The sequence below is a fragment of the Amycolatopsis benzoatilytica AK 16/65 genome (genome assembly GCF_000383915.1).
Lineage (GTDB): Bacteria > Actinomycetota > Actinomycetes > Mycobacteriales > Pseudonocardiaceae > Amycolatopsis > Amycolatopsis benzoatilytica.
Window position 1 is genome coordinate 3,445,453 of record NZ_KB912942.1, and the last position, 21,988, is coordinate 3,467,440.

General features: G+C 69.9%; 22 protein-coding genes. 12 read left to right on the forward strand and 10 right to left on the reverse strand.

Annotated elements, in window-relative coordinates:
• Positions 1-283 precede the first annotated feature (283 nt).
• The 4 genes from AMYBE_RS0115740 to infC form a co-directional block, all read right to left on the reverse strand.
• Positions 284-1,084, reverse strand: coding sequence for a TrmH family RNA methyltransferase (locus AMYBE_RS0115740; RefSeq protein WP_245573394.1), 801 nt, complete (start codon positions 1,082-1,084; stop codon positions 284-286).
• Entirely contained in the window at positions 1,081-1,458 is a 378-nt protein-coding gene (rplT, locus tag AMYBE_RS0115745; RefSeq protein ID WP_020660351.1) for a 50S ribosomal protein L20, read from the reverse strand. The genes AMYBE_RS0115740 and rplT overlap by 4 nt, the downstream gene beginning before the upstream one ends.
• 64 nt (positions 1,459-1,522) lie before the next feature.
• Entirely contained in the window at positions 1,523-1,717 is a 195-nt protein-coding gene (rpmI, locus tag AMYBE_RS0115750) for a 50S ribosomal protein L35 (RefSeq protein WP_020660352.1), read from the reverse strand.
• 77 nt (positions 1,718-1,794) lie between these two features.
• On the reverse strand, positions 1,795-2,409 hold the full coding sequence (gene infC / locus AMYBE_RS0115755; RefSeq protein ID WP_020660353.1) for a translation initiation factor IF-3: 615 nt from the start codon (positions 2,407-2,409) through the stop codon (positions 1,795-1,797).
• 232 nt (positions 2,410-2,641) lie between these two features.
• Here infC and AMYBE_RS0115760 point away from each other — a divergent pair, with 232 nt between their 5' ends.
• From AMYBE_RS0115760 to AMYBE_RS0115770, 3 genes are all read left to right on the forward strand, one after another.
• On the forward strand, positions 2,642-3,001 hold the full coding sequence (locus AMYBE_RS0115760) for a DUF1844 domain-containing protein (RefSeq protein ID WP_027927686.1): 360 nt from the start codon (positions 2,642-2,644) through the stop codon (positions 2,999-3,001).
• Positions 3,002-3,201: 200 nt separating this feature from the next.
• Positions 3,202-3,852, forward strand: coding sequence for a GntR family transcriptional regulator (locus tag AMYBE_RS0115765; protein WP_051124710.1), 651 nt, complete (start codon positions 3,202-3,204; stop codon positions 3,850-3,852).
• Complete coding sequence (locus AMYBE_RS0115770) at positions 3,849-4,847, forward strand: 1-aminocyclopropane-1-carboxylate deaminase (protein WP_020660356.1); 999 nt, start codon at positions 3,849-3,851, stop codon at positions 4,845-4,847. The genes AMYBE_RS0115765 and AMYBE_RS0115770 overlap by 4 nt, the downstream gene beginning before the upstream one ends.
• Positions 4,848-4,919: 72 nt before the next feature.
• On the opposite strand, the gene AMYBE_RS0115775 is transcribed toward AMYBE_RS0115770, so the two are convergent.
• Genes AMYBE_RS0115775 through AMYBE_RS0115785 form a run of 3 tightly spaced genes read right to left on the reverse strand, consistent with a single transcriptional unit; the run spans position 4,920 to position 6,999 of the window.
• The gene (locus tag AMYBE_RS0115775; RefSeq protein WP_020660357.1) at positions 4,920-5,303 is read right to left on the reverse strand and encodes a RidA family protein; all 384 of its coding nucleotides are present in this window, start codon (positions 5,301-5,303) and stop codon (positions 4,920-4,922) included.
• On the reverse strand, positions 5,303-6,061 hold the full coding sequence (locus AMYBE_RS0115780; RefSeq protein WP_020660358.1) for an IclR family transcriptional regulator: 759 nt from the start codon (positions 6,059-6,061) through the stop codon (positions 5,303-5,305). The genes AMYBE_RS0115775 and AMYBE_RS0115780 overlap by 1 nt, the downstream gene beginning before the upstream one ends.
• Positions 6,058-6,999: a sugar kinase gene (locus tag AMYBE_RS0115785; protein ID WP_245573395.1), complete on the reverse strand. Its 942-nt coding sequence runs from the start codon at positions 6,997-6,999 to the stop codon at positions 6,058-6,060. The genes AMYBE_RS0115780 and AMYBE_RS0115785 overlap by 4 nt, the downstream gene beginning before the upstream one ends.
• Before the next feature lie 150 nt (positions 7,000-7,149).
• Between AMYBE_RS0115785 and AMYBE_RS0115790 the strand changes: the two genes are divergently transcribed.
• The 8 genes from AMYBE_RS0115790 to AMYBE_RS0115825 all read left to right on the forward strand — a co-directional run bounded on the left by AMYBE_RS0115790 (position 7,150) and on the right by AMYBE_RS0115825 (position 17,155).
• Positions 7,150-8,448: an amino acid deaminase gene (locus AMYBE_RS0115790; protein WP_027927688.1), complete on the forward strand. Its 1,299-nt coding sequence runs from the start codon at positions 7,150-7,152 to the stop codon at positions 8,446-8,448.
• A 13-nt stretch (positions 8,449-8,461) separates the two neighbouring features.
• Entirely contained in the window at positions 8,462-10,057 is a 1,596-nt protein-coding gene (locus tag AMYBE_RS0115795; protein WP_020660361.1) for an N-acyl-D-amino-acid deacylase family protein, read from the forward strand.
• Entirely contained in the window at positions 10,054-11,445 is a 1,392-nt protein-coding gene (locus AMYBE_RS0115800) for a GntP family permease (protein WP_020660362.1), read from the forward strand. Before AMYBE_RS0115795 ends, AMYBE_RS0115800 begins: the two co-directional genes overlap by 4 nt.
• Positions 11,446-11,477: 32 nt before the next feature.
• Positions 11,478-12,611 carry a lactonase family protein gene (locus AMYBE_RS0115805; RefSeq protein ID WP_020660363.1) on the forward strand — a complete coding sequence of 378 codons (1,134 nt, stop codon included), beginning with the start codon at positions 11,478-11,480 and terminating at the stop codon, positions 12,609-12,611.
• A 92-nt stretch (positions 12,612-12,703) separates the two neighbouring features.
• Positions 12,704-13,987, forward strand: a complete 1,284-nt coding sequence (locus AMYBE_RS0115810) for an extracellular solute-binding protein (protein ID WP_020660364.1) — start codon at positions 12,704-12,706, stop codon at positions 13,985-13,987.
• A gap of 2 nt (positions 13,988-13,989) precedes the next feature.
• A complete protein-coding gene (locus AMYBE_RS0115815; RefSeq protein ID WP_027927689.1) occupies positions 13,990-14,919 on the forward strand; it encodes a carbohydrate ABC transporter permease in 930 nt (309 codons plus the stop codon).
• Positions 14,910-15,764: a carbohydrate ABC transporter permease gene (locus AMYBE_RS0115820; RefSeq protein ID WP_020660366.1), complete on the forward strand. Its 855-nt coding sequence runs from the start codon at positions 14,910-14,912 to the stop codon at positions 15,762-15,764. Before AMYBE_RS0115815 ends, AMYBE_RS0115820 begins: the two co-directional genes overlap by 10 nt.
• A 2-nt stretch (positions 15,765-15,766) precedes the next feature.
• Positions 15,767-17,155, forward strand: coding sequence for a beta-N-acetylhexosaminidase (locus AMYBE_RS0115825; protein WP_027927690.1), 1,389 nt, complete (start codon positions 15,767-15,769; stop codon positions 17,153-17,155).
• A gap of 53 nt (positions 17,156-17,208) precedes the next feature.
• Here the strand turns inward: AMYBE_RS0115825 and AMYBE_RS0115830 are convergent, their stop codons facing one another.
• The 3 genes from AMYBE_RS0115830 to AMYBE_RS0115840 form a co-directional block, all read right to left on the reverse strand.
• A complete protein-coding gene (locus AMYBE_RS0115830) occupies positions 17,209-17,988 on the reverse strand; it encodes an SDR family NAD(P)-dependent oxidoreductase (protein ID WP_020660368.1) in 780 nt (259 codons plus the stop codon).
• A gap of 90 nt (positions 17,989-18,078) precedes the next feature.
• Positions 18,079-18,753 (reverse strand): response regulator, encoded by a 675-nt coding sequence (locus AMYBE_RS0115835; RefSeq protein WP_020660369.1) that lies wholly within the window; start codon positions 18,751-18,753, stop codon positions 18,079-18,081.
• A complete protein-coding gene (locus tag AMYBE_RS0115840; protein ID WP_051124712.1) occupies positions 18,750-20,372 on the reverse strand; it encodes a sensor histidine kinase in 1,623 nt (540 codons plus the stop codon). The genes AMYBE_RS0115835 and AMYBE_RS0115840 overlap by 4 nt, the downstream gene beginning before the upstream one ends.
• A gap of 148 nt (positions 20,373-20,520) precedes the next feature.
• Between AMYBE_RS0115840 and AMYBE_RS0115845 the strand changes: the two genes are divergently transcribed.
• Positions 20,521-21,885 carry a C4-dicarboxylate transporter DctA gene (locus AMYBE_RS0115845; protein WP_020660371.1) on the forward strand — a complete coding sequence of 455 codons (1,365 nt, stop codon included), beginning with the start codon at positions 20,521-20,523 and terminating at the stop codon, positions 21,883-21,885.
• Positions 21,886-21,988 lie beyond the last annotated feature (103 nt).

The window sequence follows — 21,988 nt, forward strand, 5'->3', positions numbered from 1 at the left end:
CGCCGCAGCGCGACCCGCCGAAGGGGAAATGCCCAACGCCGCAGGACCATGCAGGACCGCAACGACAGCCGGGCGAGCGGACTGGCCGACGAGGGAATAGTGGTGCGGCGCACCGCTCGAGATACGCACCGCGACACCTGCGGTCGCGGGTCGTCGGAAAAGTGCGCGCGCCCACGCCGGAACGTCGGCGGGGGTCAACACACGCAAAGAGAAAGATCAGCAAAGCAGAAGCCGTAGCGTCGCACGGCCAAGGAAAGCAGGGACGCGGCCGTTGCCGCAGACGTCACCGGTGCGCAGCCATCGCCGCGGTATAGACACAGACGGCCGCCGCGGTGGCCAAGTTCAGGCTTTCCGCCTTGCCGTACAACGGGATCCGGACCGACTCGTCCACCGACGTCAGGACTTCTTCCGGCAGACCGTGCGCCTCGTTGCCGAACACCCACGCCACCGGGTCTCCGAACTGGACCGTCTCCAGCGAAGTCGAGGCATATCCGTGCGCCGCCAGCGTTCGGAGGCCGGCCGTGCGCAGCGCGGACAGCACCGACGAGACGTCGCGCTCCCGGGCCAGCGGGACCTGGAACAACGACCCGGCGGCGGCTCGGACGCTCTTCCCGTTGTGCGGGTCGACCGTGTCACCGGCCAGGACCACCGCGTCGGCGCCTGCCGCGTCGGCGACCCGGATGACCGTGCCGGCGTTGCCGGGTTCGGCGACGTCCACCAGGACCACGACCAGCCGCGCCGACTCGAGGACCGTTTCCAGCGGGCGGTCGACCAGCGAGCAGACCGCGATGATTCCTTGCGGCGTCACGGTTTCCGACAGGCTCGCGGCCGCCCGGTCGGTGATCGGAGACACCCGCGGGGCCGCGTCCACCAGACCTGGGTGAGCCGCGGCGGCGCGTTCGGTCACGAACAGCTCGTGCACGGTCCCGTGCGCCAGGGCCGCTTCCACCGCGTTGACCCCTTCGGCCAGGAAACGGCCGGTCTTGTCGCGCTCCGCGCGCCGGGTCAGCTTGCGCGCAGCAACAACCCGGGGGGTCCGTTCGGTGAACGGATCCGCCCCGGGTCGGAAGTGGTTGCCGGTCAGGCCGACTTCGCTTCGCCGGTCGTCACGTTCGCCTTGGCGACCTCGGCGAGCGCGGCGAAGGCAGCCGCGTCGTTCACCGCGAGGTCCGCGAGGATCTTGCGGTCAACCTCGACACCAGCGGCCTTGAGGCCCTGGATGAACCGGTTGTAGGTCACGCCGTTGGCGCGAGCGGCCGCGTTGATGCGGGTGATCCACAGCTGGCGGAAGTCACCCTTGCGCGCGCGGCGGTCGCGGTAGGCGTAGTTGAGCGAGTGGAGCGTCTGCTCCTTGGCCTTGCGGTACAGCCGCGAACGCTGGCCGCGGTAGCCGCTGGCCAGTTCGAGAGTCGCGCGACGCTTCTTCTGGGCGTTGACCGCCCGCTTGACGCGTGCCACTGGTCCATCCTGTCGAATTCGGGGGGTGCGAGGACCCCGGGGTGGTCGGGAAAGGGTGCGAGGCTCAGAGGCCGAGCAGGCGCTTCACGCGGCCGGTGTCGTTCTGGGCGACCTCGGTGGTGCCCTCGAGCCGGCGGGTGAGGCGGTTGGACTTCTTCTCCATCAGGTGGCGACGGCCGGCCTTCTGGCGACGCAGCTTGCCCGAGCCGGTCACCCGGATCCGCTTGGACGTGCCCTTGTGCGTCTTCATCTTCGGCATGCTTGTTGTCCTCTTCCGTGCGGCGGCACACCGGAAATCCCGGTGTGCCGCTGACTGTGCTGGTCGGCGCCGGTGCGCTACGCCTCGGGAGCCGCTTCCGCCGCTTCGGCCTTCGCCGTCTTCGGCTTCACGTTCTTGTGCGGGGCCAGCACCATGATCATGTTGCGTCCGTCCTGCTTCGGCGACGACTCGACGAAACCGAGTTCGGTGACGTCGTCGGCGAGCTTCTGCAGCAGCCGGAAACCGAGTTCCGGCCGGGACTGCTCGCGTCCGCGGAACATGATCGTGACCTTGACCTTGTTGCCCGCCGCCAGGAACCGCGACACGTGACCCTTTTTGGTCTCGTAGTCGTGCTGGTCGATCTTCGGCCGCAGCTTCTGTTCCTTGATGACGGTCAGCTGCTGGTTGCGGCGGGACTCACGGGCCTTCTGCGCGCTCTCGTACTTGAACTTGCCGAAGTCCATGAGCTTGGCCACGGGCGGGCGGGCCTGCGGGGCCACCTCGACGAGGTCGAGGTCTGCCTCCTGGGCAAGCCGCAGCGCATCTTCGATCCGGACGATGCCGACCTGCTCGCCGTTAGGGCCGACGAGCCGGACTTCCGGCACCCGGATGCGTTCGTTGATGCGTGTCTCGGAGCTGATGGGGCCTCCTTGGTCCGAGTTGCTTTCTTCTCGTTTCGACCTGGTGCCCACATGATTCAGGCCCCGCCGCCGGCAGTTGCCGGTGCACGGGGCCCGCTCTGTCTCCGATCGCCTCCGGCCGGACGGCCGAACGCTTCGCCTTCGTGGGACAATGCCGCTCGAGCATGAACCACGCTGGCGAGACCGGACCCGGACACCTGAGGCGGTGACGCGGGTGGGAGCGGGGCTCCACTTGCCGCCCCCGATCGCTCGGGAGCTGGTCGCACGTGGAAGGGTACCAGACGTGTCAGAACAACCATCGCCACCGCCCCCGTATTCCCCGGACAACCGCGGGCTCGAGGAGATTCCGAGCGTCGAGGTGATCAGCCGCGCCGCGGTGATGCTGCTGTCCGCGGGCGCCGAACGGCTCGGCCTCGCCGACGCCGACCCGGACAACTCGCCGCACCGCGACCTCGACGAGGCGCGCCGCCTGATCACCGCGCTGGCCGGCCTGGTCACCGCCTCGGCCGAGTACCTCGGCCTGCACGCCGGCCCGCTGCGCGACGGGTTGCAGTCGCTGCAGAAGGCGTTCCGCGAAGCTTCGGCCGTGCCGGACCCGCCGGGCCAGGGGCCGGGCGAGAAGTACACCGGGCCGGTGTACTGATCCGTTCGCGCTGGTCCCCGCCGCTGAGGCGCCAGGCGACGGCGCTCCCGGGAGCCGACGATGCTTCGCCGGAAGGCCGGCTCCCGGCAGGCGAGTTCCCCGGATCCCCGCAACACCCTGGGTTTCAGGGAGTTGCGGGGATCGTCGTTTCGGGCGAGCTGGAGGCGACCCCTTGCCGCTCCGCGCTTCCAACATCTAACATGTTAGATGTGAGTGCACTCCCCAAAGTCTCCCGCCCCCTCCTCCGGGACGAGGCGTACGAGCGGATCCGGCATGCCATCATCGACGGCTCCCTGCCGCCGGGCACTCCCCTGCGCGACGCCGACCTCGCCGAGCAGCTCGGGCTCTCCCGCGCCCCGGTCCGGCAAGCGCTGCTGCGGCTTGCCGAGGACCGGCTCGTCGACTCCAAGCCGCAGAGCTACACGCGGGTCGCCGGGTTCGTGGCCAGCGACGTCCGCGACGCGGTCCGGCTCGTGCGCGCGCTGCATGAACTCGCCATCGCCGACGCTCGGCTCACCAGCGACGACTTCGCGCAGATGCGCGCGGCGAACGAGCGGTTCCGCGAAGCCGTCGAGACCGGCGATGTGAACGCAGCCATCGAGGCCGACGACGAACTGCACGACATCCCGGTCAAAGCCTGCGGCAACCGCGCCGTCGCGGCGACGCTCGACCGGTACACCCCGCTGCTGCGCCGGCTCGAGTACGCCCGCTTCAGCTCCCTGCCCGCGCACCGCTCGGTGACCCGGCACGAGGAACTCGTCACCGCTCTCGAAAACGGTGACGCGATCGCCGCGAAACGGGTCACCGCCTTGATTTGGACCGATCTCGAAGCCCTGCTGGAGGACGTGTGAGCCTGGCCGATTTCCCCCGCTGTCCGCTGCTGGTGGGACCTTCCCCGGTACACCGGCTGGACCGGCTGACCGAACACCTCGGCGGCGCCGCGGTGTGGGCCAAGCGCGAAGACCTCAACTCCGGTCTCGCGTTCGGCGGCAACAAGACCCGCAAGCTCGAATACCTCGTCGCGGACGCGCTGGCCCAGGGCGCGGACACGCTGGTCTCGATCGGCGGCGTGCAGTCCAACCACACCCGGCAGGTGGCCGCCGCCGCGGCGCGGGCCGGGATGAAAGCCGTGCTGGTGCAGGAAAGCTGGGTGGACTGGCACGATCCGCTGCACGACCGGGTCGGCAACATCCAGCTGTCGCGGATCCTCGGCGCGGACGTCCGGTTGGTCGAGGCCGGGTTCGGCATCGGGTTCAAGGAAAGCTGGGAGCAAGCGCTGGCCGAGGTCGAGCAGAACGGCGGCACGCCGTACGCGATTCCGGCGGGCGCGTCGGACCACCGGCTGGGCGGGCTCGGTTTCGCGAACTGGGTGCTGGAGCTCGAAGACCAGGAACGGCAGCTGGGCGTCTTCTTCGACACCGTCGTGGTCTGCTCGGTCACCGGCAGCACGCAGGCGGGAATGATCGCCGGCGTGGCGGCCAGCGGGAAGACGCGGCGGATCGTCGGGATCGACGCGTCGGCGAAGCCGGACGAGACGCGCGAGCAGGTCAGGCGGATCGCCGAGGACACCGCCGAGCTGATCGAAGCAGGACCGGTCGGCGAAACCGTCCTCGACGAGCGGTACCACGCGGGCGTGTACGGCATCCCGGACGAGCAGACGCTCGACGCGATCCGCACCGCCGCGCGGCTGGAGGGGATGATCACCGACCCGGTGTACGAGGGCAAGTCGATGGCTGGGCTGATCGATCTGGTGCGCACCGGCGAGATCGCGAAGGACTCGAACGTGCTGTACGCGCACCTCGGCGGGCAACCCGCCATCAACGCGTATACGAGCGTGCTGGGCTGATCCCGCCGTCCGTGAAGGGCTCCTTGCCGGAATCTCCGGCAAGGAGCCCTTCACACAGAACAAAGCAGCAGATCAGTCGAGCACCGCGAGCACGTCGATCTCCACCAGGAGGCCGGCGGGCAGGCCGACGTACACCGTGGTGCGGGCCGCGTGCGGGGCTTCGCCGATCAGTTCGTTGTAGACCTCGTTGAACGCCGCGAAGTGGCTGGTGTCGGTGAGGTACACCCGGACCATCACCGCGTCCGCGAAGCTCGAACCCGCTTCGTCGAGCAGCGCGGTCAGGTTCTTGAACACCTGCCGGGTCTGGCTCACCACGTCGTCGCCGACGATTTCGTTGGTCGCCGGGTCGAACGCGACCGCGCCGGCGACCTGCAGGATGTTCCCCTTGCGGACGGCCTGCGAGAAGTTCGCCGGCGGCTTCGGCGCGTTCTCGCTGGTGATCGCCGTCTTGCCCATCATTGCCCCTTTCCGTTCCCCGTCCATCCACTGTGGACGGAAGCCTCTTCCGCGGCGGCCAGCAGCTCGGGCACGAGCGCCAGCAGGCCGTCGTAGTCCAGCAGCACCTTCGGCACCGACATGGACGCGGCGGCGAGCACTTCGCCGCCTTCGCCCCGTACCGGCGCGGCGATGCAGTGGATGAAGTCTTCGTGCTCGGCATTGTCCACCGCGTACCCGCGCTCGGCGACCCGTTCGAGTTCCGCCAAGTACGCCTCGGGCGTGGTGATCGTGTTCGCGGTGAGCACGACGTAGTCGATCGCGCGGGCGATCTCCTCGCGCTTGGCCGGCGGCATCGCCGCGACGAGCACCTTGCCGACCGCCGTGCAGTGCAGCGGTGCGCGTTTGCCGATCCGCGAATACATCCGGACCGCGTGGTGTCCCTCGAACTTGTCGATGTAGACGACTTCGCCGTCCTCATAGGAAGCGAGGTGCACGGTGTGCCCGGTGCGCGAGTTCAGCGCGGCCAGCGCCTCGTGCGCGCTGCGCCGGACGTCGCGGTCTTCCAGTGCCTGATTCGCCAGGTCGAACAGTGCGCTGCCGAGCCGGTAATGCCGGGTGCCTTCGCGGCGCACGAAATGGTGCGATTCGAGAGTGCGCAACAGGCGCAGCACGGTCGTCTTGTGCACGCCGATCTCTTCGGCCAGTTCGTCGAGCGTCTTGCCGCCGCGGGCCAGGCCGCTCAGCAGGGTCAAGGCTCGGTCGAGACTTTGGCTCACAACGCCAGCTCTCCTTCCGCGGTCAGCCGGGTCGAACCCCAGCTTCCGGCGTCCGCCCGCACCAGGGTCGCGATGACGTCCTCCGGCAGCGGGGCGCCGACGTCGTCCTGAGTCAGCAGCGTCGCGGCCGCCTGCAAGTGCCCGCGGCGCAGCCGCGTCAGCGGGTCCGCACCGCGCAGGGTCGCGGCGAGGAAACCGGCCGCGAACGCGTCGCCCGCCCCGACCGGCTCGACCACGTCCACCTTCAACGCGGGAGCGAACAACGGCTCGGCATCGCCTTCGACGAGCGTCGCGCCGCGCTCCCCCTGCTTGACGACCAGTGTGCGCGGGCCGGGAAGGAGTTCGCGCAGGCGCGCCGGATCGCCGGTCCCCCACACGCGTTCCGCTTCGTCGTCGCCGGTCAGCACCAAGTCCGCCAGCCCGGCCAGCTCGGCGAGCACGGAAAGGTCGCGCCCGGCCCACAGCGCCGGGCGGTGGTTCACGTCGAACGACACGATCAGATCGCCGCGCGGCCGCTGCAGCAGGGCGCGCACGAGCGCGAGACAGCTGTCCGAAAGGGCAGGCGTGATGCCGGAGAGGTGCAGCACCCGCACGCCGGTGAAATCCAGCTGGGACACCAGTTCCGGGCCGAGCCCGGACGCGGCCGAACCAGCTCGGTAGTAGCGGACTGGGCTGCCGCCGGCACCGCTCTCCTTCACGTACAGCCCGGTGGGACGTGCCGGGTCGACCACGACGCCGCTGACGTCGACGCCCGCCGATGCGATCTCCCGGACGAGGGCGCGGCCGAACGGGTCGTCGCCGACCGCGCTCACCCATCCGCTCGGCACGCCGAGCGCGGGCAGATGGCACGCGACATTCGACTCGGCTCCGCCGATCGTGCGCAGCCAGGTGCGCACCTCGTCCGGCGGACCGGGTTCGGCGGGCACGAACAACGCCATCGATTCGCCGATGCAGAGCACCTCGGGCGAGCCGGTCGGACTGCTGGTCACTGACGTTCCTTCCCCGTTGACCTGTGGCCACCCGGATGCTACACCTATTCAACGCATTTTGCGCAACGTACGTTGCACTATACGCAACCTGAGGTCTCGATGAACAGCAACGCCGCTCTTACCGCCGCCGTCCGGACTGGGCGCGGCGAACGGATCGACTGGCGCTTCCGCGCTCTCCCTCCGGCAATGGCCGGGCTCACCCTCGACGAAGCCGCGGCGCGCCGCGCGAAGCTGTTCGACGACGGCTTCTTCGGCCCGTTCACGGTGCTCGACGCGGCGGCGCTGGAACACAACCTGGCCACCATGGCCGGCTGGTGCGCCGAACGCGGCATAGCGCTCGCGCCGCACGGCAAGACGACCATGGCGCCGGAACTGTTCGCCCGGCAGCTCGCGCACGGCTCGTGGGGCATCACCGCGGCGAACGCCGGGCATCTGCGGGTCTACCGCGCGTTCGGCGTGCCGCGGATCCTGCTGGCGAACCAGCTCGTGGACCCGTCCGCGCTGCGCTGGCTGGCCGGGGAACTGGCCGCCGATCCGGAGTTCGAGTTCGTGTGCTGGGTCGACTCGGTGCGCAGCGTCGAGCTGATGACCGAGGCGCTCGCCGGGTCCGCGCGGCCGGTAGACGTGCTGGTGGAGCTGGGCGGCGAAGGCGGCCGGACCGGCGCGCGCGACGCGGCGACCGCGCTGGCCGTCGCTGAGGCGGCGGCGAACAGCCCGGTGCTGCGGCTGCGCGGCACCGGAGGCTACGAGGGCGCGCTCTCGCACCACACCGACGAAGTCGCGCTGGCGAAGATCAGCTCCTATGTGGACACTCTGCGGGACGCGGCGATCATGTTCGCGCAGAAGGGTTTGCTCGCCGAAGGACCGGTGTATGTCACCGCGGGCGGCAGCGCGTACTTCGACCGGGTCGCGGACGAGCTGACCAAGCCGTGGCCCGATGGCCTGGACGTGGTCCCGATCCTGCGCAGCGGCGCGTACCTGACCCACGACGACGGCTTCTACCGCGAGATCTCGCCGCTCGGCGACCACCCGCGCATCGCGGGCGTCGAAAGCTTCCGTCCCGCGCTGCACGCCTGGGCGCAAGTCACCTCCAAACCGACCCCGGAGCTGGCGCTGCTCACCGCCGGCAAGCGCGACCTGCCGTTCGACGAGGGCATGCCGGAACCGCAGCTGCTGCGCAAGGACGGCGTGGTGACCGAACTGGCCGGGCACGCCGTCCCGAAGATGAACGACCAGCACTCGTTCCTGGAGCTTCCCGAGGGTTCGCCGGTCGAGGTCGGCGACTGGGTGCGGCTCGGCCTCTCGCACCCGTGCACGACGTTCGACAAGTGGTCGCTGCTGCCGGTCGTGGACACCGACGGCGAAACCGTGATCGACTTCGTCCGGACGTGGTTCTGATGGGCGGCCGCTGATGGACGCCGTGATCCGCGGCGCCCAGGTCGCCGACGGAACCGGGGCCCCGCTGGAGATCCGCGACGTCGGGATCGCCGGCGACCGCATCGCCGACGTCGCCGCGCCGGGAACGCTCACCGCGCCGCGCGTGCTCGACGCGACCGGGATGGTGCTCTCCCCCGGTTTCGTCGACATGCACTCGCATTCGGACCTGCAGCTGCTCGTCAAACCGGACCATCTGGCGAAGATCAGCCAGGGCGTCACCACCGAGGTGCTCGGCCAGGACGGCCTGTCCTACGCGCCGGTGAACGACGAGGTGCTGGCCATGCTGCGCCAGCAGCTCGCCGGATGGAACGACGACCCGGCCGGGTTCGACTGGAACTGGCGTTCGGTCGGCGAATACCTCGACCGGCTGGACCGGGGCATCGCGGTCAACGCCGCGTACCTGGTGCCGCAGGGCACGGTCCGGATGCTGGTGGTGGGCTGGGCGGACCGGCCGGCCACCGACGCCGAAATGACCCGGATGAAGGAGCTCATCGCGACCGGTCTCGCCGAAGGCGCGTTCGGCCTGTCGTCCGGGCTCACTTACACGCCCGGGATGTACGCGACCACGGAGGAACTGGTCGAGCTGTGCCGGGTCGTCGGCGAACACGGCGGCTATTACAGTCCGCACCACCGCAGCTACGGGGCCGGTGCGCTGGAAGCGTTCGCCGAGATGGTCGACGTCTCGCGTCGCTCCGGCTGCCCGCTGCACCTGGCGCACGCGACGATGAACTTCTCCGTCAACAAGGGCAAAGCGCCGGATCTGCTGCGGCTGCTGGACGACGCGCTCGACGACGGCTGCGACATCACCCTCGACACCTACCCGTACCTGCCCGGCGCCACCTACCTTTCCGCCTTGCTGCCGAGCTGGGCCACCGAAGGCGGGCTGGCGCCGACGCTGGCGCGACTGTCCGATCCGGACACTCGCGAGCGGATCCGGGCGCAGATCGAAGAGACTGGTTCGGACGGTGCGCACGGCGTCCCGATCGACTGGGACGCCATCGAAATCAACGGGGTGCGCCGGGAAGAAAACGCCGCACTGGTGGGGCACAGCGTCCTGGCCTCCGCCCGGGCGGCCGGCAAACCCCCGGCCGAGCTGTACTTCGACACGCTGGTCGACGAACAGCTCGGCACCTCCTGCCTGATGCACGTGGGCCACGAGGAAAACGTGCAAGCCATCATGCGGCACCGCACGCACACCGGCGGCTCGGACGGCCTTCTGGTCGGCGCCCGGCCGCACCCGCGCGCGTGGGGCACCTTCCCCCGCTATCTCGCGCGCTACGTCCGCGAACTGGGCGTTCTCGAACTGGCCGACTGCGTCGCGCACCTCACCGGGCGTGCCGCGCGGCGGCTGGGCCTCGCCGACCGGGGCCTCGTCCGGCCCGGTTACGCGGCAGACCTCGTGGTGTTCGATCCGGAAACGATCGCCGACACCGCGACGTTCGACAATCCGCGGCAGCCCGCCGCGGGCCTCTCCCACGTCTTCGTGAACGGCGTCGCCGCGCTCGAGGACGGTTCCCCCACCGGCGCGCTCGCCGGGCATTCCCTTCGGTCCCCCGGGAGTCGACGATGATCCACTGGCTGCAGCACAGCACGCCCGGCCTGCTCACGCTGGCCGCGGCGTCCATCGCGGTGCTGCTCTTGCTCATCATCAAGGTCAAGCTGGAACCCTTCATCGCACTGATCGTGGTGGGCCTGCTCACCGCGCTCGCCGCCGGCGTGCCGGTCGGCACCTTGGTCGGCACCGCGCAGAAGACATCGGATTCGCTGCTGGAGAAGGGTTTCGGCAGCATTCTCGGGCATATCGCGGCGATCATCGGGCTGGGCACGCTGCTCGGTTCGATTCTGGAGAAATCCGGCGGCGCGCGGGTGCTCACGTCGGCGCTGCTGCGCGCGTTCGGCGAGAAGCGCGCCCCGCTTGCGATGGGCTTGTCCGGCCTGATCTTCGGCATCCCGGTCTTCTTCGACATCGGCATCTTCGTGCTGGCGCCGCTGGTCTACGCCGCGGCCAAGCAGGGCGGCCGCTCCATCGTGCTGTACGCGATGCCGTTGCTCGCCGGGCTTTCCATCACGCACGCGTTCATCCCGCCGCACCCCGGGCCGGTCGCCGCGGCCGGGCTGCTGCACGTGGACCTCGGCTGGCTGATCCTGATGGGCGCGGTCTGCGGCATCCCGGCCTGGTTCATCGGCGGCATCCTGTACTCGACGTGGATCGGCAAGCGGGTGGACGTGCCGCTGGCCGAGGAATTCGCCAACCTTTCCGGCGACGGCGAAGACGAGGAGGGCACGGCGCCGTCGCTCAAGCTGGTCGGCGGCATCATCGCGGTGCCGCTGGTGCTGATCCTGGTCGGCACCTTCGGCAGTATCCTGCTGCCCAAGGGTTCCGCCGGCGCGAGCGTGGCGGCGTTCCTCGGCACCCCGGCGATCGCGCTGACCATCGCGACCATGCTGGCGTCCTGGCTGCTCGGGCGCCGGCGCGGGATGAGCGGACAGGATCTCGCGCACCTTTCCGCGAACGCGCTGCGCCCGGTGGCCATGATCCTGCTCGTGGTCGGCGCGGGCTCGTTCTTCGGCGCGGTGCTGTCCGCCACCGGGATCGGCAAGGCGGTGGCCGGTTCGCTGGGCGACGCCGGGCTTCCGGTGCTGCTGGCGGCGTACATCATCAGCTGCGGCATGCGCATCGCACAGGGCTCGGCAACCGTCGCGATCGTGACGACGAGCGGCATCGTTGCCCCCACGGTGATGGACCTGCACTACTCGCAAGCGCAATTGTCGCTCTTGGTGGTCGCGATCTCGGCCGGTTCGATCATCGCCTCGCACGTGAACGACGGCGGATTCTGGATCGTGTCGCGCTACTTCGGCCTTACCGTCACGCAGACCCTCAAAACGTGGACGGCTTTGGAAACAATCCTTTCCTTGAGCGGTTTCGGTGTGGCAGCATTGGTGATGGCATTGGTCTGAACCATATCGGCACTCGCACCGGGGGTTATTCGATGACCGCACTATCCCGTCGCACGTTCATCGGCGCAGTCGGCGCGGCCGGGGCCGCCGCCTTGGTGGGCACACCGCTCGCCTCGGCGGCGTCCCGGCCGCGCGCGGCCAGCACGGTGTACGTCGGCAGCTACACCAACAGCGCGCCGGCCGGGCACGGCCTCGACGTCGCCCAGCGGGCGGCTGGCAGCCCGGCGCTCACCCAGCCGCACACCGTCGGCAAGCTGACCGACGTCTCGTGGTTCGACCGCACCAGCGACGGCCGGACCCTCTACGTCACCAACGAAAACGAAGGCAGCGCGACCGGCACGGTGTCCGCGTTGGACATCTCCGACCCGGCGAACCCGAAGCTGCTCGGCGCGACGTCCTCCAAGGGCGGCTCGCCGACACACCTTTCCGTGCACCCGAGTCAGAAGTACGTGCTGGCCGCCAATTACGACTCGGGCAGCGTCGTGGTGCTCCCGATCAAGTCCGGCGGCAAGCTGGGCGCGGCCACCGACGTCCAGCAGCACCAGGGCAAGGAACCGCACGCGCACCAGGTGCTCACCGACCCGTCCGGCAAATGGGTGCTCGCGGTGGACCTCGGCACCGACTCGGTGTACGTCTACTCGTTCGACACCGGCAACGGAAAGCTTAAGCTGCACAAGCAGATCACCCTTCCCGCCGGAGCTGGACCGCGACATCTCGCGTTCCACCCGAACGGTCAATTCGCCTATGTGGCACAGGAACTTCGCCCGGAAATCACCGTCGCCAGCTGGGACGCGGCCACCGGCGCGTTCAAGCCGATCGCGGTCGTCCCGGCCGTCCCGGCGGGCAGCACCGGCGACCTGTTCCCGGGCGAGATCGCCGTGTCGAAGGACGGGAAGTTCGTCTACGCCACCGTCCGCGGCCCCAACACGATCGCCACGTTCACCGTCGCCGACGGCGGTGCCGCGCTGAAGCTGGCGTCCTCGGCGGCGTGCGGCGGCAACTGGCCGCGCCACCTCGTGCTGGACGCGGACGAGAAGTGGTTCTACGTGTCCAACCAGAAGTCCGGCACGGTCACCTGGCTGCCGCGCGACCCGGCGACCGGACTGCCCGGCAAGAGCGCCGGCTCGCTCGCCGTTCCCAACGTCAACTCCGTCTTCTTCGTCTGAGCATTCTTCTTCGTCTGAGCACACCCGGGACTGGCCCGCCGCACAGTCCCGCCTCCCGGTCCCCGACCGGTTTCTCGCGACAGGAGCCACCGATGAAGCTGCGTTCTGTCCTGCCCGCCGCCGCCGCGCTTGCGCTGCTCGCCTCGTGCGCGCCCGCCCAGTCCGGCCCAGCCGCCGCCGGCGGCGACCAGACGTCCGGCACACTCCGGGTCTGGCTGTTCGACGAGGCGAACCGCGCGCCGAAAGAAGCAGCGGTCAAAGAGGCGATCACCGAATTCGAAGCACACCATTCCGGCGTCAGAGTCGACGTGCAATGGGTCGCGGTCGAAGACCGTGCGAACAAATTCTCCGGCGCTTTCAACGATCCCTCCAACGCTCCCGACGTGGCCGAATTCGGCAACACCGACGTGGCCAGCTACGCGCAGACCGGCGCACTGTCCGACCTCGGCAAGGACCTGGCGAACTGGTCCGACGGCAAAGACCTCCTCCCCTCCGTCCTGGACACCGCGAAGGCGGACGGCAAGACCTACGGCATCCCCTGGTTCACCGGCATCCGCGCGTTGTACTACCGCACCGACGTCTTCGCCGAACTCGGCCTGAAGCCGCCGGCGACGCTGGCCGAACTGACCGAGGCGGCGCACAAGATCCGCGCCGCCAAGCCGGATCTGTACGGCATCGCGACCGGCGGCAAGTTCACCTACGCGATGCTCCCGTTCGTCTGGGCCAACGGCGGCGAGATCGCGAAGCAGGACAACGGCAAGTGGAAGTCCACTATGGACTCGCCGCAGGCCAGGGCGGGCGTCGCCGCGTACGCGAACCTGATCAAGGACGACAGCTGCCCGCCCGCCGCGTGCGCGAACCTCACCGGCACGCAGAGCATCACCGCGTTCGCCGGCGGCAAGGCCGGGATGGCGATCGGCGGCGACTTCAACCGCAAGGCGGTCGAGCAAGGCACGGTGAAGGGCAAGTACGCGATCGTGCCGATCCCGGGCACCACGCCGAATTCGATCGCGCCCGCGTTCGCCGGCGGCAACCTGCTCGGCGTGTTCGGCGCCAGCCAGCGCCGCGGTCTCGCCGTGCAGTTCGCCGAACTGCTGGCCGGGCAGAAGTACCAGGAGAAGATGTACACCGCGATGGGCAACCTGCCCACGCTCGCCTCGGTGCAGAAGAAGGTGGCCGCGAACGACCCGACGCTGAAGGCGTTCGTGGACACCCTCGCCGCGGGCACGAAGTTCGTTCCGGCCACCCCGGCGTGGTCGAAGATCGACAGCCAGAACGTCCTGCCCACCGCGGTGCAGCAGATCGCCACCGGCGGCAAGGACGTCGACGGCGCACTGGCCGACGCCGTCGCGGCGATGAACAAGAACTTCGGCTGACCGTGGTATCGGTGCGTACTGCGCCTTCCGCGAGTGTCCGCCGGGACGGTCGCGCGGCCCTCTGGTACCTGCTGCCGGCCGGGATCCTGCTCGCCGCGCTCCTGGTGTACCCGATCTACCAGCTCGTGCTGATCTCGCTGTACGACTACGGCCAGCCGCAGGCGTCCGGCGTGGCCCCGCTGGTGTTCCTCGGCCTGGACAACTACGCCACCCTGCTCGCCGACGCCGAGTTCTGGACCGTGCTCAGCAAGACGGTCGGGTTCGCGGCGGCCTGCGTGCTCGGCAGCCTGGTCGTCGGCACCGCGCTGGCGGTGCTGGCGACCCGGGTCCGCGCGTTGCCGCGCACCTTGCTGTTCCTGGCCGCGCTCGGCGCGTGGGCGACCCCGGCGATCGCCGGGTCCTACGTCTGGCTGTTCCTGTTCGACACCGATTTCGGCCTGGTCAACGAGGTGCTCTCGGGCGTCGGGTTCACCGGGATGGCGCACCATTCCTGGACCTTCGGCACGTTCGGCGCGTTCGGGCTGGTGGCCGCCGAGGTGATCTGGTGCTCGTTCCCGTTCGTGCTGGTCACCATGTACGCCGGGATCAGCGCGGTGCCGAAGGAGACGCTCGAAGCGGCCTCGCTGGACGGCGCCTCCGCGTGGCGCAGCACCTGGTCGATCGTGCTGCCGACGGTGCGGCCGCTGCTGACCATCGCCACCGTGCAGTCGATCATCTGGGATTTCAAGGTGTTCACGCAGATCTACGTGATGACCAACGGCGGCGGCGTGGCCGGGCGCAACCTGGTGCTCAACGTCTACGCCTACCAGCAGGCGTTCGCCGGGCAGGAGTACGGGCTCGGCTCGGCGATCGGAGTCGTGATGACCGTGCTGCTGCTGTCGATCACCGGGCTCTACGTCCGGTCCCAGCGCCGGAGTTCCGCATGGCTGTGAAAGTGCGCCGCCCCGGGCGGCTCGTGGCCGAGATCGTCACCGTGGTGATCGCCGGTTTCGTGGCGTTCCCGCTGTACTGGATGGTGCTCTCGGCGTTCAAACCGGCCGGCGAGATCCAGAGCGCGAACCCGAGGCCGTGGACATTCGCGCCTTCGCTGGACAGTTTCCGGCGGGTGCTCACGATTTCCGGGTTCGGCCGATACTTCCTGAACAGTCTCGTGGTCGCGCTCGCGGTCGTGGCGCTGTCGCTGCTGCTGTCGTTCCTGTCCGCGGTGGCGCTGACCCGGTTCCGGTTCCGCGGCCGCGGCGTGCTGCTGGTGATGCTGCTGGTGGCGCAGATGGTCCCGGTGGAAGCGCTGACCATCCCGCTGTTCTTCCTGATGCGGTCGGTCGGCGGCGTCGCGCCGGCGTTCGGTCTGAACGAACTCGGCTCGCTGGTGCTGGTGCACCTGGCGTTCAGCCTGCCGTTCGCGATCTGGATGCTGCGCGGGTTCGTCGCCGCGGTGCCGGCCGAACTGGAGGAAGCGGCCACGTTGGACGGTGCGTCGCGGATGCGGTTCACCTGGCGGATCCTGTTCCCGCTCGTCGCGCCCGGACTGGTCGCGGTGAGCGTGCTCGCGTTCATCCACGCGTGGAACGACTTCCTGTTCGCCAAGACGTTCATCATCTCCAAGACCGAAAACCAGACTCTGCCGCAGGCGATCCTGGTGTTCTTCAAACCGGAGGACACCGACTGGGGCGCCGTGATGGCCTCGTCCACCCTGATGACGATCCCGGTGCTGGTGTTTTTCGTGCTGGTGCAACGGCGGCTCGTCGGCGGGACGGCCGGGGCGGTGAAGGGATGACCATGCCCGGATTCGACACTCTCCTCCCCCGTCCGGTGTCCGCGACGCCGGAGCCGGGGACCTGCCGGTGGCCCTCGCCGGTGCACGTGCGGACCGCGGCCGACCTGCCCGCCGAGGGCTACCGGCTGCGGATCGCGCCGGACGGCGTCACGCTCGACGCGGCCGACTCCGCCGGCGAGTTCTACGGCCGGCAGACGCTGCGCCAGCTCGCGGGTCCGGACGCGTTCCGTGCCGCGTCCGTCCACAATGCACCGGCCGAGCTGCCGTGCGGCGCGATCGAGGACTACCCGCGGTTCGGCTGGCGCGGCTGCCTGTACGACGTGGCCCGGAACTTCCGGACGAAGGCCGAGGTGCTGCGGTTCGTCGACCTGCTGGCGGCGCACAAGATGAACGTGCTGAACCTGCACCTGACCGACGACCAGGGCTGGCGCATCGAGGTGCCGCGGTACCCGCGGCTGACGTCGGTAGGCGGCTGGCGGAAGTCGTCCATGGTCGGCAGGCACGACGGCCCGGAACGCGACGGCCGTCCGCACGGCGGGTACTACCGGGTGGCGGATCTGCGCGAGATCGTCGCGTACGCCGCCGCCCGGTCAGTCACCGTCGTGCCCGAAGTGGACGTTCCCGGACACGCACGGGCCGCCATCGCCGCCTATCCGGCACTGGGTCCGGCCAGCGAACATCCTTGGGAGGTATGGACTTCCTGGGGCATCAGCACGTCTCTTCTGGACCCGTCGGAGTCCACTCTGGACTTCTTCCGCGAGGTCTTCGACCACGTGCTCGACATTTTCCCGTCCCCGGTGATCGCGCTGGGCGGAGACGAGGTGCCCGGTGCCACCGAGGCGCACCACCGGTTCGTCCGGGAGATCGCGGCCCACGTCGCCGAGCGCGGCCGGATCCCGATGGGCTGGGACGAGGTCCTCGACAGCGGCGGCTTGCCGGCGATGCTGATCGGCGTGTGGCAGGACCGGGAGCGGGCGGAGCTGGCGGTGAAGGACGGACACGAGGTGGTGCTCTGCCCCGAGGACGGGGTGTACCTCGACCACCGGCAAAGCGACCACCCGGACGAACCGATCCCGGTCGGCTATCTCCAGGACCTGGAACACTTCTACGGTTTCGAGGCGGAGCCCGGCCCGCAGGTGCGCGGGATCCAGGCGCAGCTGTGGTCCGAGCACCTGGACACGGTGCGCCGGACCGATTACGCGGCGTTCCCGCGACTGTCCGCCTTCGCCGAGGTCGCGTGGAGCAGCGGGCCGCGCGACTACGCGGAATTCCTGCCCCGGCTGCGCGACCACCACCTGCCGCGGCTGGACGCGCTCGGCGTCGAGTACCGGCCGCTGGACGGGCCGCATCCGTGGCAGACCCGGCCGGGTGTTCCGGGCCGTCCCCGCTGATCCCTATACGGCGGGCCGGGCAGTCGCCTGCTTCCGGCCCGCCGTATAGGGCGTTATATGGAGGTGGTCACCTCCCGCGGGCCGAGGAAGGTGCCGCCGGTCGCGTCGACGACCTGGCCGGTGACCCACCGCGAGTCCGCCGAGGCCAGGAACGCCACCACGTCGGCGATGTCGCTCGGATCCGCGATCCGGCCCAGCGCCGCGGCGGCCGCCGTCCCGGCGCGCATCCGCTCGTCGGCGAACATGAACGCGGTGCGATCGGTCGGCGTCGGGCCGGGTGCGACCGCGTTCACCGTGATCCCCCGGCGGCCGAGTTCCTGCGCCAGGCTGCGGGTGAACACGTCCAGCGCGCCCTTGGTCATGCTGTACGCCAATTCGAACGGCAGCGCGATGCGCGTGTCCGCCGAGGAGATGTTGACGATCCGCCCGCCGTCGCGCAGTACTGGAAGCAGGTGCTGCACCAGGAAGAAGGGCGCCTTGACGTTGACCGCGAACACCCGGTCGAACTCCCCCGGCGTCGCCGTGGCGATCGAACCGGCGCCGGTGGCCGCGTTGTTCACCAGAATGTCGAGCACGAACTCGCCGGTCCGCTCCCGCAGCCCGGCTTCGACCTTGGCGGACAGCATCTCGGCGTCCCCGTCCACGCCGAGCGTCCCCTGCACCGCGAACGCCTGCCCGCCGTCCGCTTCGATCGCCGCGACAGTCTCCTTCGCGGCGGCCTCGTCGCTGCCGTAGTGCACCACGACCAGCGCGCCATCGTGCGCCAGCCGGGCGGCGACCGCTCGGCCGATGCCCTTGCCGCCGCCGGTCACGAGTGCGATCTTGCGTGTCATTTCGGTTCCCCTCGAGTAGTGGTCGCCTTGCTGAGAACCACTCTCGGGGCACCCGCTTACCGCTCCCGCACCGAACGCTGACGGCTCCGGTCAGGCCCGGTCAGTCCGCAGCCGGTACCACACTTCCGGCCGCCCGACCTGCCCGTACCTCGGCTCCCGCTGGGCCATCCCGTTGTCCGCCAAGTACTCCAGGTACCGCCGCGCGGTGACCCGAGACGCCCCGATCGCACTCGCCGCGCCCCCGGCCGACAACCCCTCCCCGGCCCCGGCGAGCGCCTCCGTGATCGCATCCAGCGTTTCCGCGCTCATCCCCTTCGGCAGCGGCGCGGCCTCGGTGGTCCGCAGCGTGCCGAGCGCGCGGTCGATCTCCGCCTGTCCGGTGACCTCGCCGGACGCCTCGCGGAACGACGCGTAACGCTCCAGCTTGTCCCGCAGCGAAGCGAACGTGAACGGCTTCAGCAGGTACTGCACCACGCCAACCGACACCGCGGCCTTCACCAGAGCGAGGTCGCGGGCGGAGGTCACCGCGATGACGTCGATCGGCAGCCCGGCCGCGCGCAGCGAACGGCACACCGCGAGGCCATGCGTGTCCGGCAGGTAGAAATCCAGCAGGACGAGGTCGACCGGCTCGCGTTCGCAGAACCGCAGCGCCTCGCCGCCGGAATGCACGACGCCGGCGACCTCGAAGCCGGGCATCCGCTCGACGTACAGCCGATGCGCGTCGGCCGCCACCGGCTCGTCTTCCACCACCAGCACCCGGATCACGCCGCCACCTCCTGCCTGGGCAACCGCACGGTGAACACCGCCCCGCCGTCCCGTCCCACGTCGATCGTGCCGCCGTACCGCCGCACCGCCTGGACGACCAGGGCGAGGCCGAGGCCGTGTTCGTCCCCGGCCTTCGTGGACCAGCCCCGCCGGAACATCTCCCCAACCGCTTCCTCCGGCACGCCCGGCCCGTTGTCCGCGACCCGCAGCAGCAGACCGTCCTCTTCGGACCGCGCGGTCACCACCACGGACGGCCGCACTCCGGATCCGCGGACCACCGCGTCGATTCCGTTGTCGATCAGGTTGCCGAGGATGGTCACCAGGTCGCGGCTGGCGACGCCGGGGCCGAGGTCGTCGATCATCGTGTCCGGCGTGATGGTCAGCTCCACGCCGCGCTCGCTCGCCTCCGCGGCCTTGCCCAGCAGCAACGCGGCGAGCACCGGTTCGGAGACCGCGCTCATCACCCGGTCGGTCAATTCCTGTGCCAAGGCGAGCTCCGCGGTCGCGAACTCCACGGCGTCCTCGGGACGGCCCAGCTCCACCAGGGACACCACCGTGTGCAACCGGTTCGCCGCCTCGTGTGCCTGCGACCGCAAGGCTTCGGCGAGACTGCGCGCGGTGGTCAGCTCCCCGGTGAGCGTCTGAAGTTCGGTGTGGTCGCGAAGAATCACCACCGTCCCCTGCGCGCGGCTGCCGGACCGGACGAGCGTGGTGCTCACGACCAGCACCCGCGAATCGGTGAGATGCAGTTCTTCGGTGCGGTTCTCCGGCGCGGTGAACGCCGCCGTCAGCTCCGCCGAAAGTCCCAGCTCGGCCAGCTGCTTGCCGACCGGGTCGCCGCTCAGACCGAGCAGCGTGCGCGCGCCGTCGTTGCACAAGCCGACGCGACCGTCCCGGCCGACCAGCAGCACGCCCTCGCGCACCGAATGCAGCACGGCTTCGTGATACTCGAACAGATTGCTCAGCTCGGCCGGCGCGATCCCGCGGGTCTGCCGCTTCAGCCGGGCGCTCACGAGCCAGCCGCCGCAGCCGCCCACCAGCAGCACCGCAGCGGCCACGCCGAGCAACGGCCAGACCCGGTCCTGCAGTTCGGCCGAGATCGCCGCGATCGTGATGCCCACCGCGACCAGCGCGACCACCCGGTGCTGCGCGCCGAACACCGGCACCACCGCGCGCACCGACGGGCCGAGCGAACCGGTGTAGGTCTCGGTGACCACGCCGCCCTGCTGCGCGGCTTCGATGTGCCCGAGGAACCGCCGGCCGATCAGCGCCGGGTTCGGATGGGTGTACCGGATCCCTTGCGGGGACATGATCGTCACGAAGTCCACCCGGGTGTCGGCCAGCACCTGCTGCGCATACGGCTGCAGCGTCGCGGTGGGATCCGGGGTCGCGACCGCCCGGGCGATGTCCGGGGCGTCCGCGATCGCGTGCGCCACCGCCAGCGACTGCTCGCTGGCCCGGTTGGTCGTGGTGCGCCGCGCGTCCAGATAGGCGATAGTGATCCCGCCGGCGACGAGCACGAGCAGGATCGCCAGCTGCAGCACCAGCAGCTGACGGGCCAGGCTCCAGTGGCTCGTCCGGATCCGAGGTGTCGGGGGCACCCGCCCATACCAGCACATCCGCGGGTCCGGCGGTACGCCGGCACCGCGGCCCGGCGTCCACAACGGACGCATCACGGGCCGCGAACTCAATGAACACAACGGTGACGCCGGTCATATCCGCCCCGCATAGTGACCGGCGTTCCCACCACCCGAGCTGGAGGCAACGGTGCCGACACCGACCCCCGGGGCAGCCGCGCCCAAGCGCGACCGCACCCGCTATCTCTACCTTGCCGTCATCGTCGCCGTCGTGCTCGGCGTCGCGGTCGGCCTCATCTGGCCGTCCGTCGGCAAGAACCTCGCCCCTCTGGGCACCGGTTTCGTCAATCTCATCAAGATGATGATCTCCCCGATCATCTTCTGCACCATCGTGCTGGGCATCGGCTCGGTCGCGAAGGCGGCGAAGGTCGGCAAGGTCGGCATCACCGCGCTGGTCTACTTCATCGTGATGTCGACGTTCGCGCTGGCGATCGGCCTGGTCGTCGGCAACCTGCTGCACCCGGGCAGCGGCCTGCACCTCAACCCGGCCGACGTGTCGAAGGTGCACCAGCAGGCCAAGGGCGGCGAAGGCACCACCGACTTCCTGCTCGGCATCATCCCGAAGACGTTCGTGTCCGCCTTCACCGAAGGCCAGGTCCTGCAGACGCTGCTGATCGCTCTGCTGTGCGGGTTCGCGCTGCAGAAGCTCGGCAAGCGCGGCGAGCCGATCCTGCGCGGCATCGAGCACATCCAGCGACTGGTGTTCCGGGTGCTGGCGATGATCATGTGGGCCGCCCCGGTCGGCGCGTTCGGCGCGATCGCCGCGGTGGTCGGCGCCACCGGCTGGGGCGCGCTGCGCAGCCTGCTGGTGATCATGCTCGGGTTCTACGTCACCTGCCTGCTGTTCGTGTTCGGCGTCCTCGGCGCGGTGCTGTGGCTCGGCGCGCGGGTCAACATCTTCCGGCTGATGGGCTATCTGGGCCGCGAATTCCTGCTGATCCTCTCCACCTCGTCCTCGGAATCGGCGCTGCCGCGGCTGATCGCGAAGATGGAGCACCTGGGCGTCAGCAAGCCGGTCGTCGGCATCACGGTGCCCACCGGCTACTCGTTCAACCTCGACGGCACCGCGATCTACCTGACCATGGCGACGCTGTTCATCGCCACCGCGCAGGACCAGCCGCTCGCGCTCGGCGAGCAGATCACCTTGCTGCTGTTCATGGTCATCGCGTCGAAGGGCGCGGCGGGCGTCAGCGGCGCCGGCATCGCGACCCTGGCCAGCGGGCTGCAGTCGCACCGGCCGGACCTGGTCGACGGCGTCGGCTTCATCCTGGGCATCGACCGGTTCATGTCCGAGGCCCGCGCACTGACGAACTTCGCCGGCAACGCGGTCGCGACTGTCCTGATCGGATCGTGGATGAAGGAATTCGACCGCGACCGGGCGCAGCAGGTGTTCGCCGGCAACGCCCCGTTCGACGAAGCGACCCTGCTCGACGAGAACCACGGCGCCGCCGCCGAACCCGTCGAACCCGCACAGCCGGTCCCGGCGGGCGCCTGAGCCGGTCCGCGCCCGGCCCCCTTCCCTCCGGGTGCGGACCGATCAAGGCGCCGTGTCCATGCGCGTCCCCCGTGCGCATGGACACGGCGCCTGTTCGTCGCCT

Bases quoted from the DNA above. Each gene is read 5' to 3' on its own strand.
- rpmI (WP_020660352.1), bottom strand. From the start codon at position 1,717: ATGCCGAAGATGAAGACGCACAAGGGCACGTCCAAGCGGATCCGGGTG.
- AMYBE_RS0115765 (WP_051124710.1), top strand. From the start codon at position 3,202: ATGTTAGATGTGAGTGCACTCCCCAAAGTCTCCCGCCCCCTCCTCCGG.
- AMYBE_RS0115775 (WP_020660357.1), bottom strand. From the start codon at position 5,303: ATGGGCAAGACGGCGATCACCAGCGAGAACGCGCCGAAGCCGCCGGCG.
- AMYBE_RS0115785 (WP_245573395.1), bottom strand. From the start codon at position 6,999: ATGGCGTTGTTCGTGCCCGCCGAACCCGGTCCGCCGGACGAGGTGCGC.
- AMYBE_RS0115790 (WP_027927688.1), top strand. From the start codon at position 7,150: ATGAACAGCAACGCCGCTCTTACCGCCGCCGTCCGGACTGGGCGCGGC.
- AMYBE_RS0115795 (WP_020660361.1), top strand. From the start codon at position 8,462: ATGGACGCCGTGATCCGCGGCGCCCAGGTCGCCGACGGAACCGGGGCC.
- AMYBE_RS0115800 (WP_020660362.1), top strand. From the start codon at position 10,054: ATGATCCACTGGCTGCAGCACAGCACGCCCGGCCTGCTCACGCTGGCC.
- AMYBE_RS0115805 (WP_020660363.1), top strand. From the start codon at position 11,478: ATGACCGCACTATCCCGTCGCACGTTCATCGGCGCAGTCGGCGCGGCC.
- AMYBE_RS0115810 (WP_020660364.1), top strand. From the start codon at position 12,704: ATGAAGCTGCGTTCTGTCCTGCCCGCCGCCGCCGCGCTTGCGCTGCTC.
- AMYBE_RS0115820 (WP_020660366.1), top strand. From the start codon at position 14,910: ATGGCTGTGAAAGTGCGCCGCCCCGGGCGGCTCGTGGCCGAGATCGTC.
- AMYBE_RS0115825 (WP_027927690.1), top strand. From the start codon at position 15,767: ATGCCCGGATTCGACACTCTCCTCCCCCGTCCGGTGTCCGCGACGCCG.
- AMYBE_RS0115830 (WP_020660368.1), bottom strand. From the start codon at position 17,988: ATGACACGCAAGATCGCACTCGTGACCGGCGGCGGCAAGGGCATCGGC.
- AMYBE_RS0115840 (WP_051124712.1), bottom strand. From the start codon at position 20,372: ATGTGCTGGTATGGGCGGGTGCCCCCGACACCTCGGATCCGGACGAGC.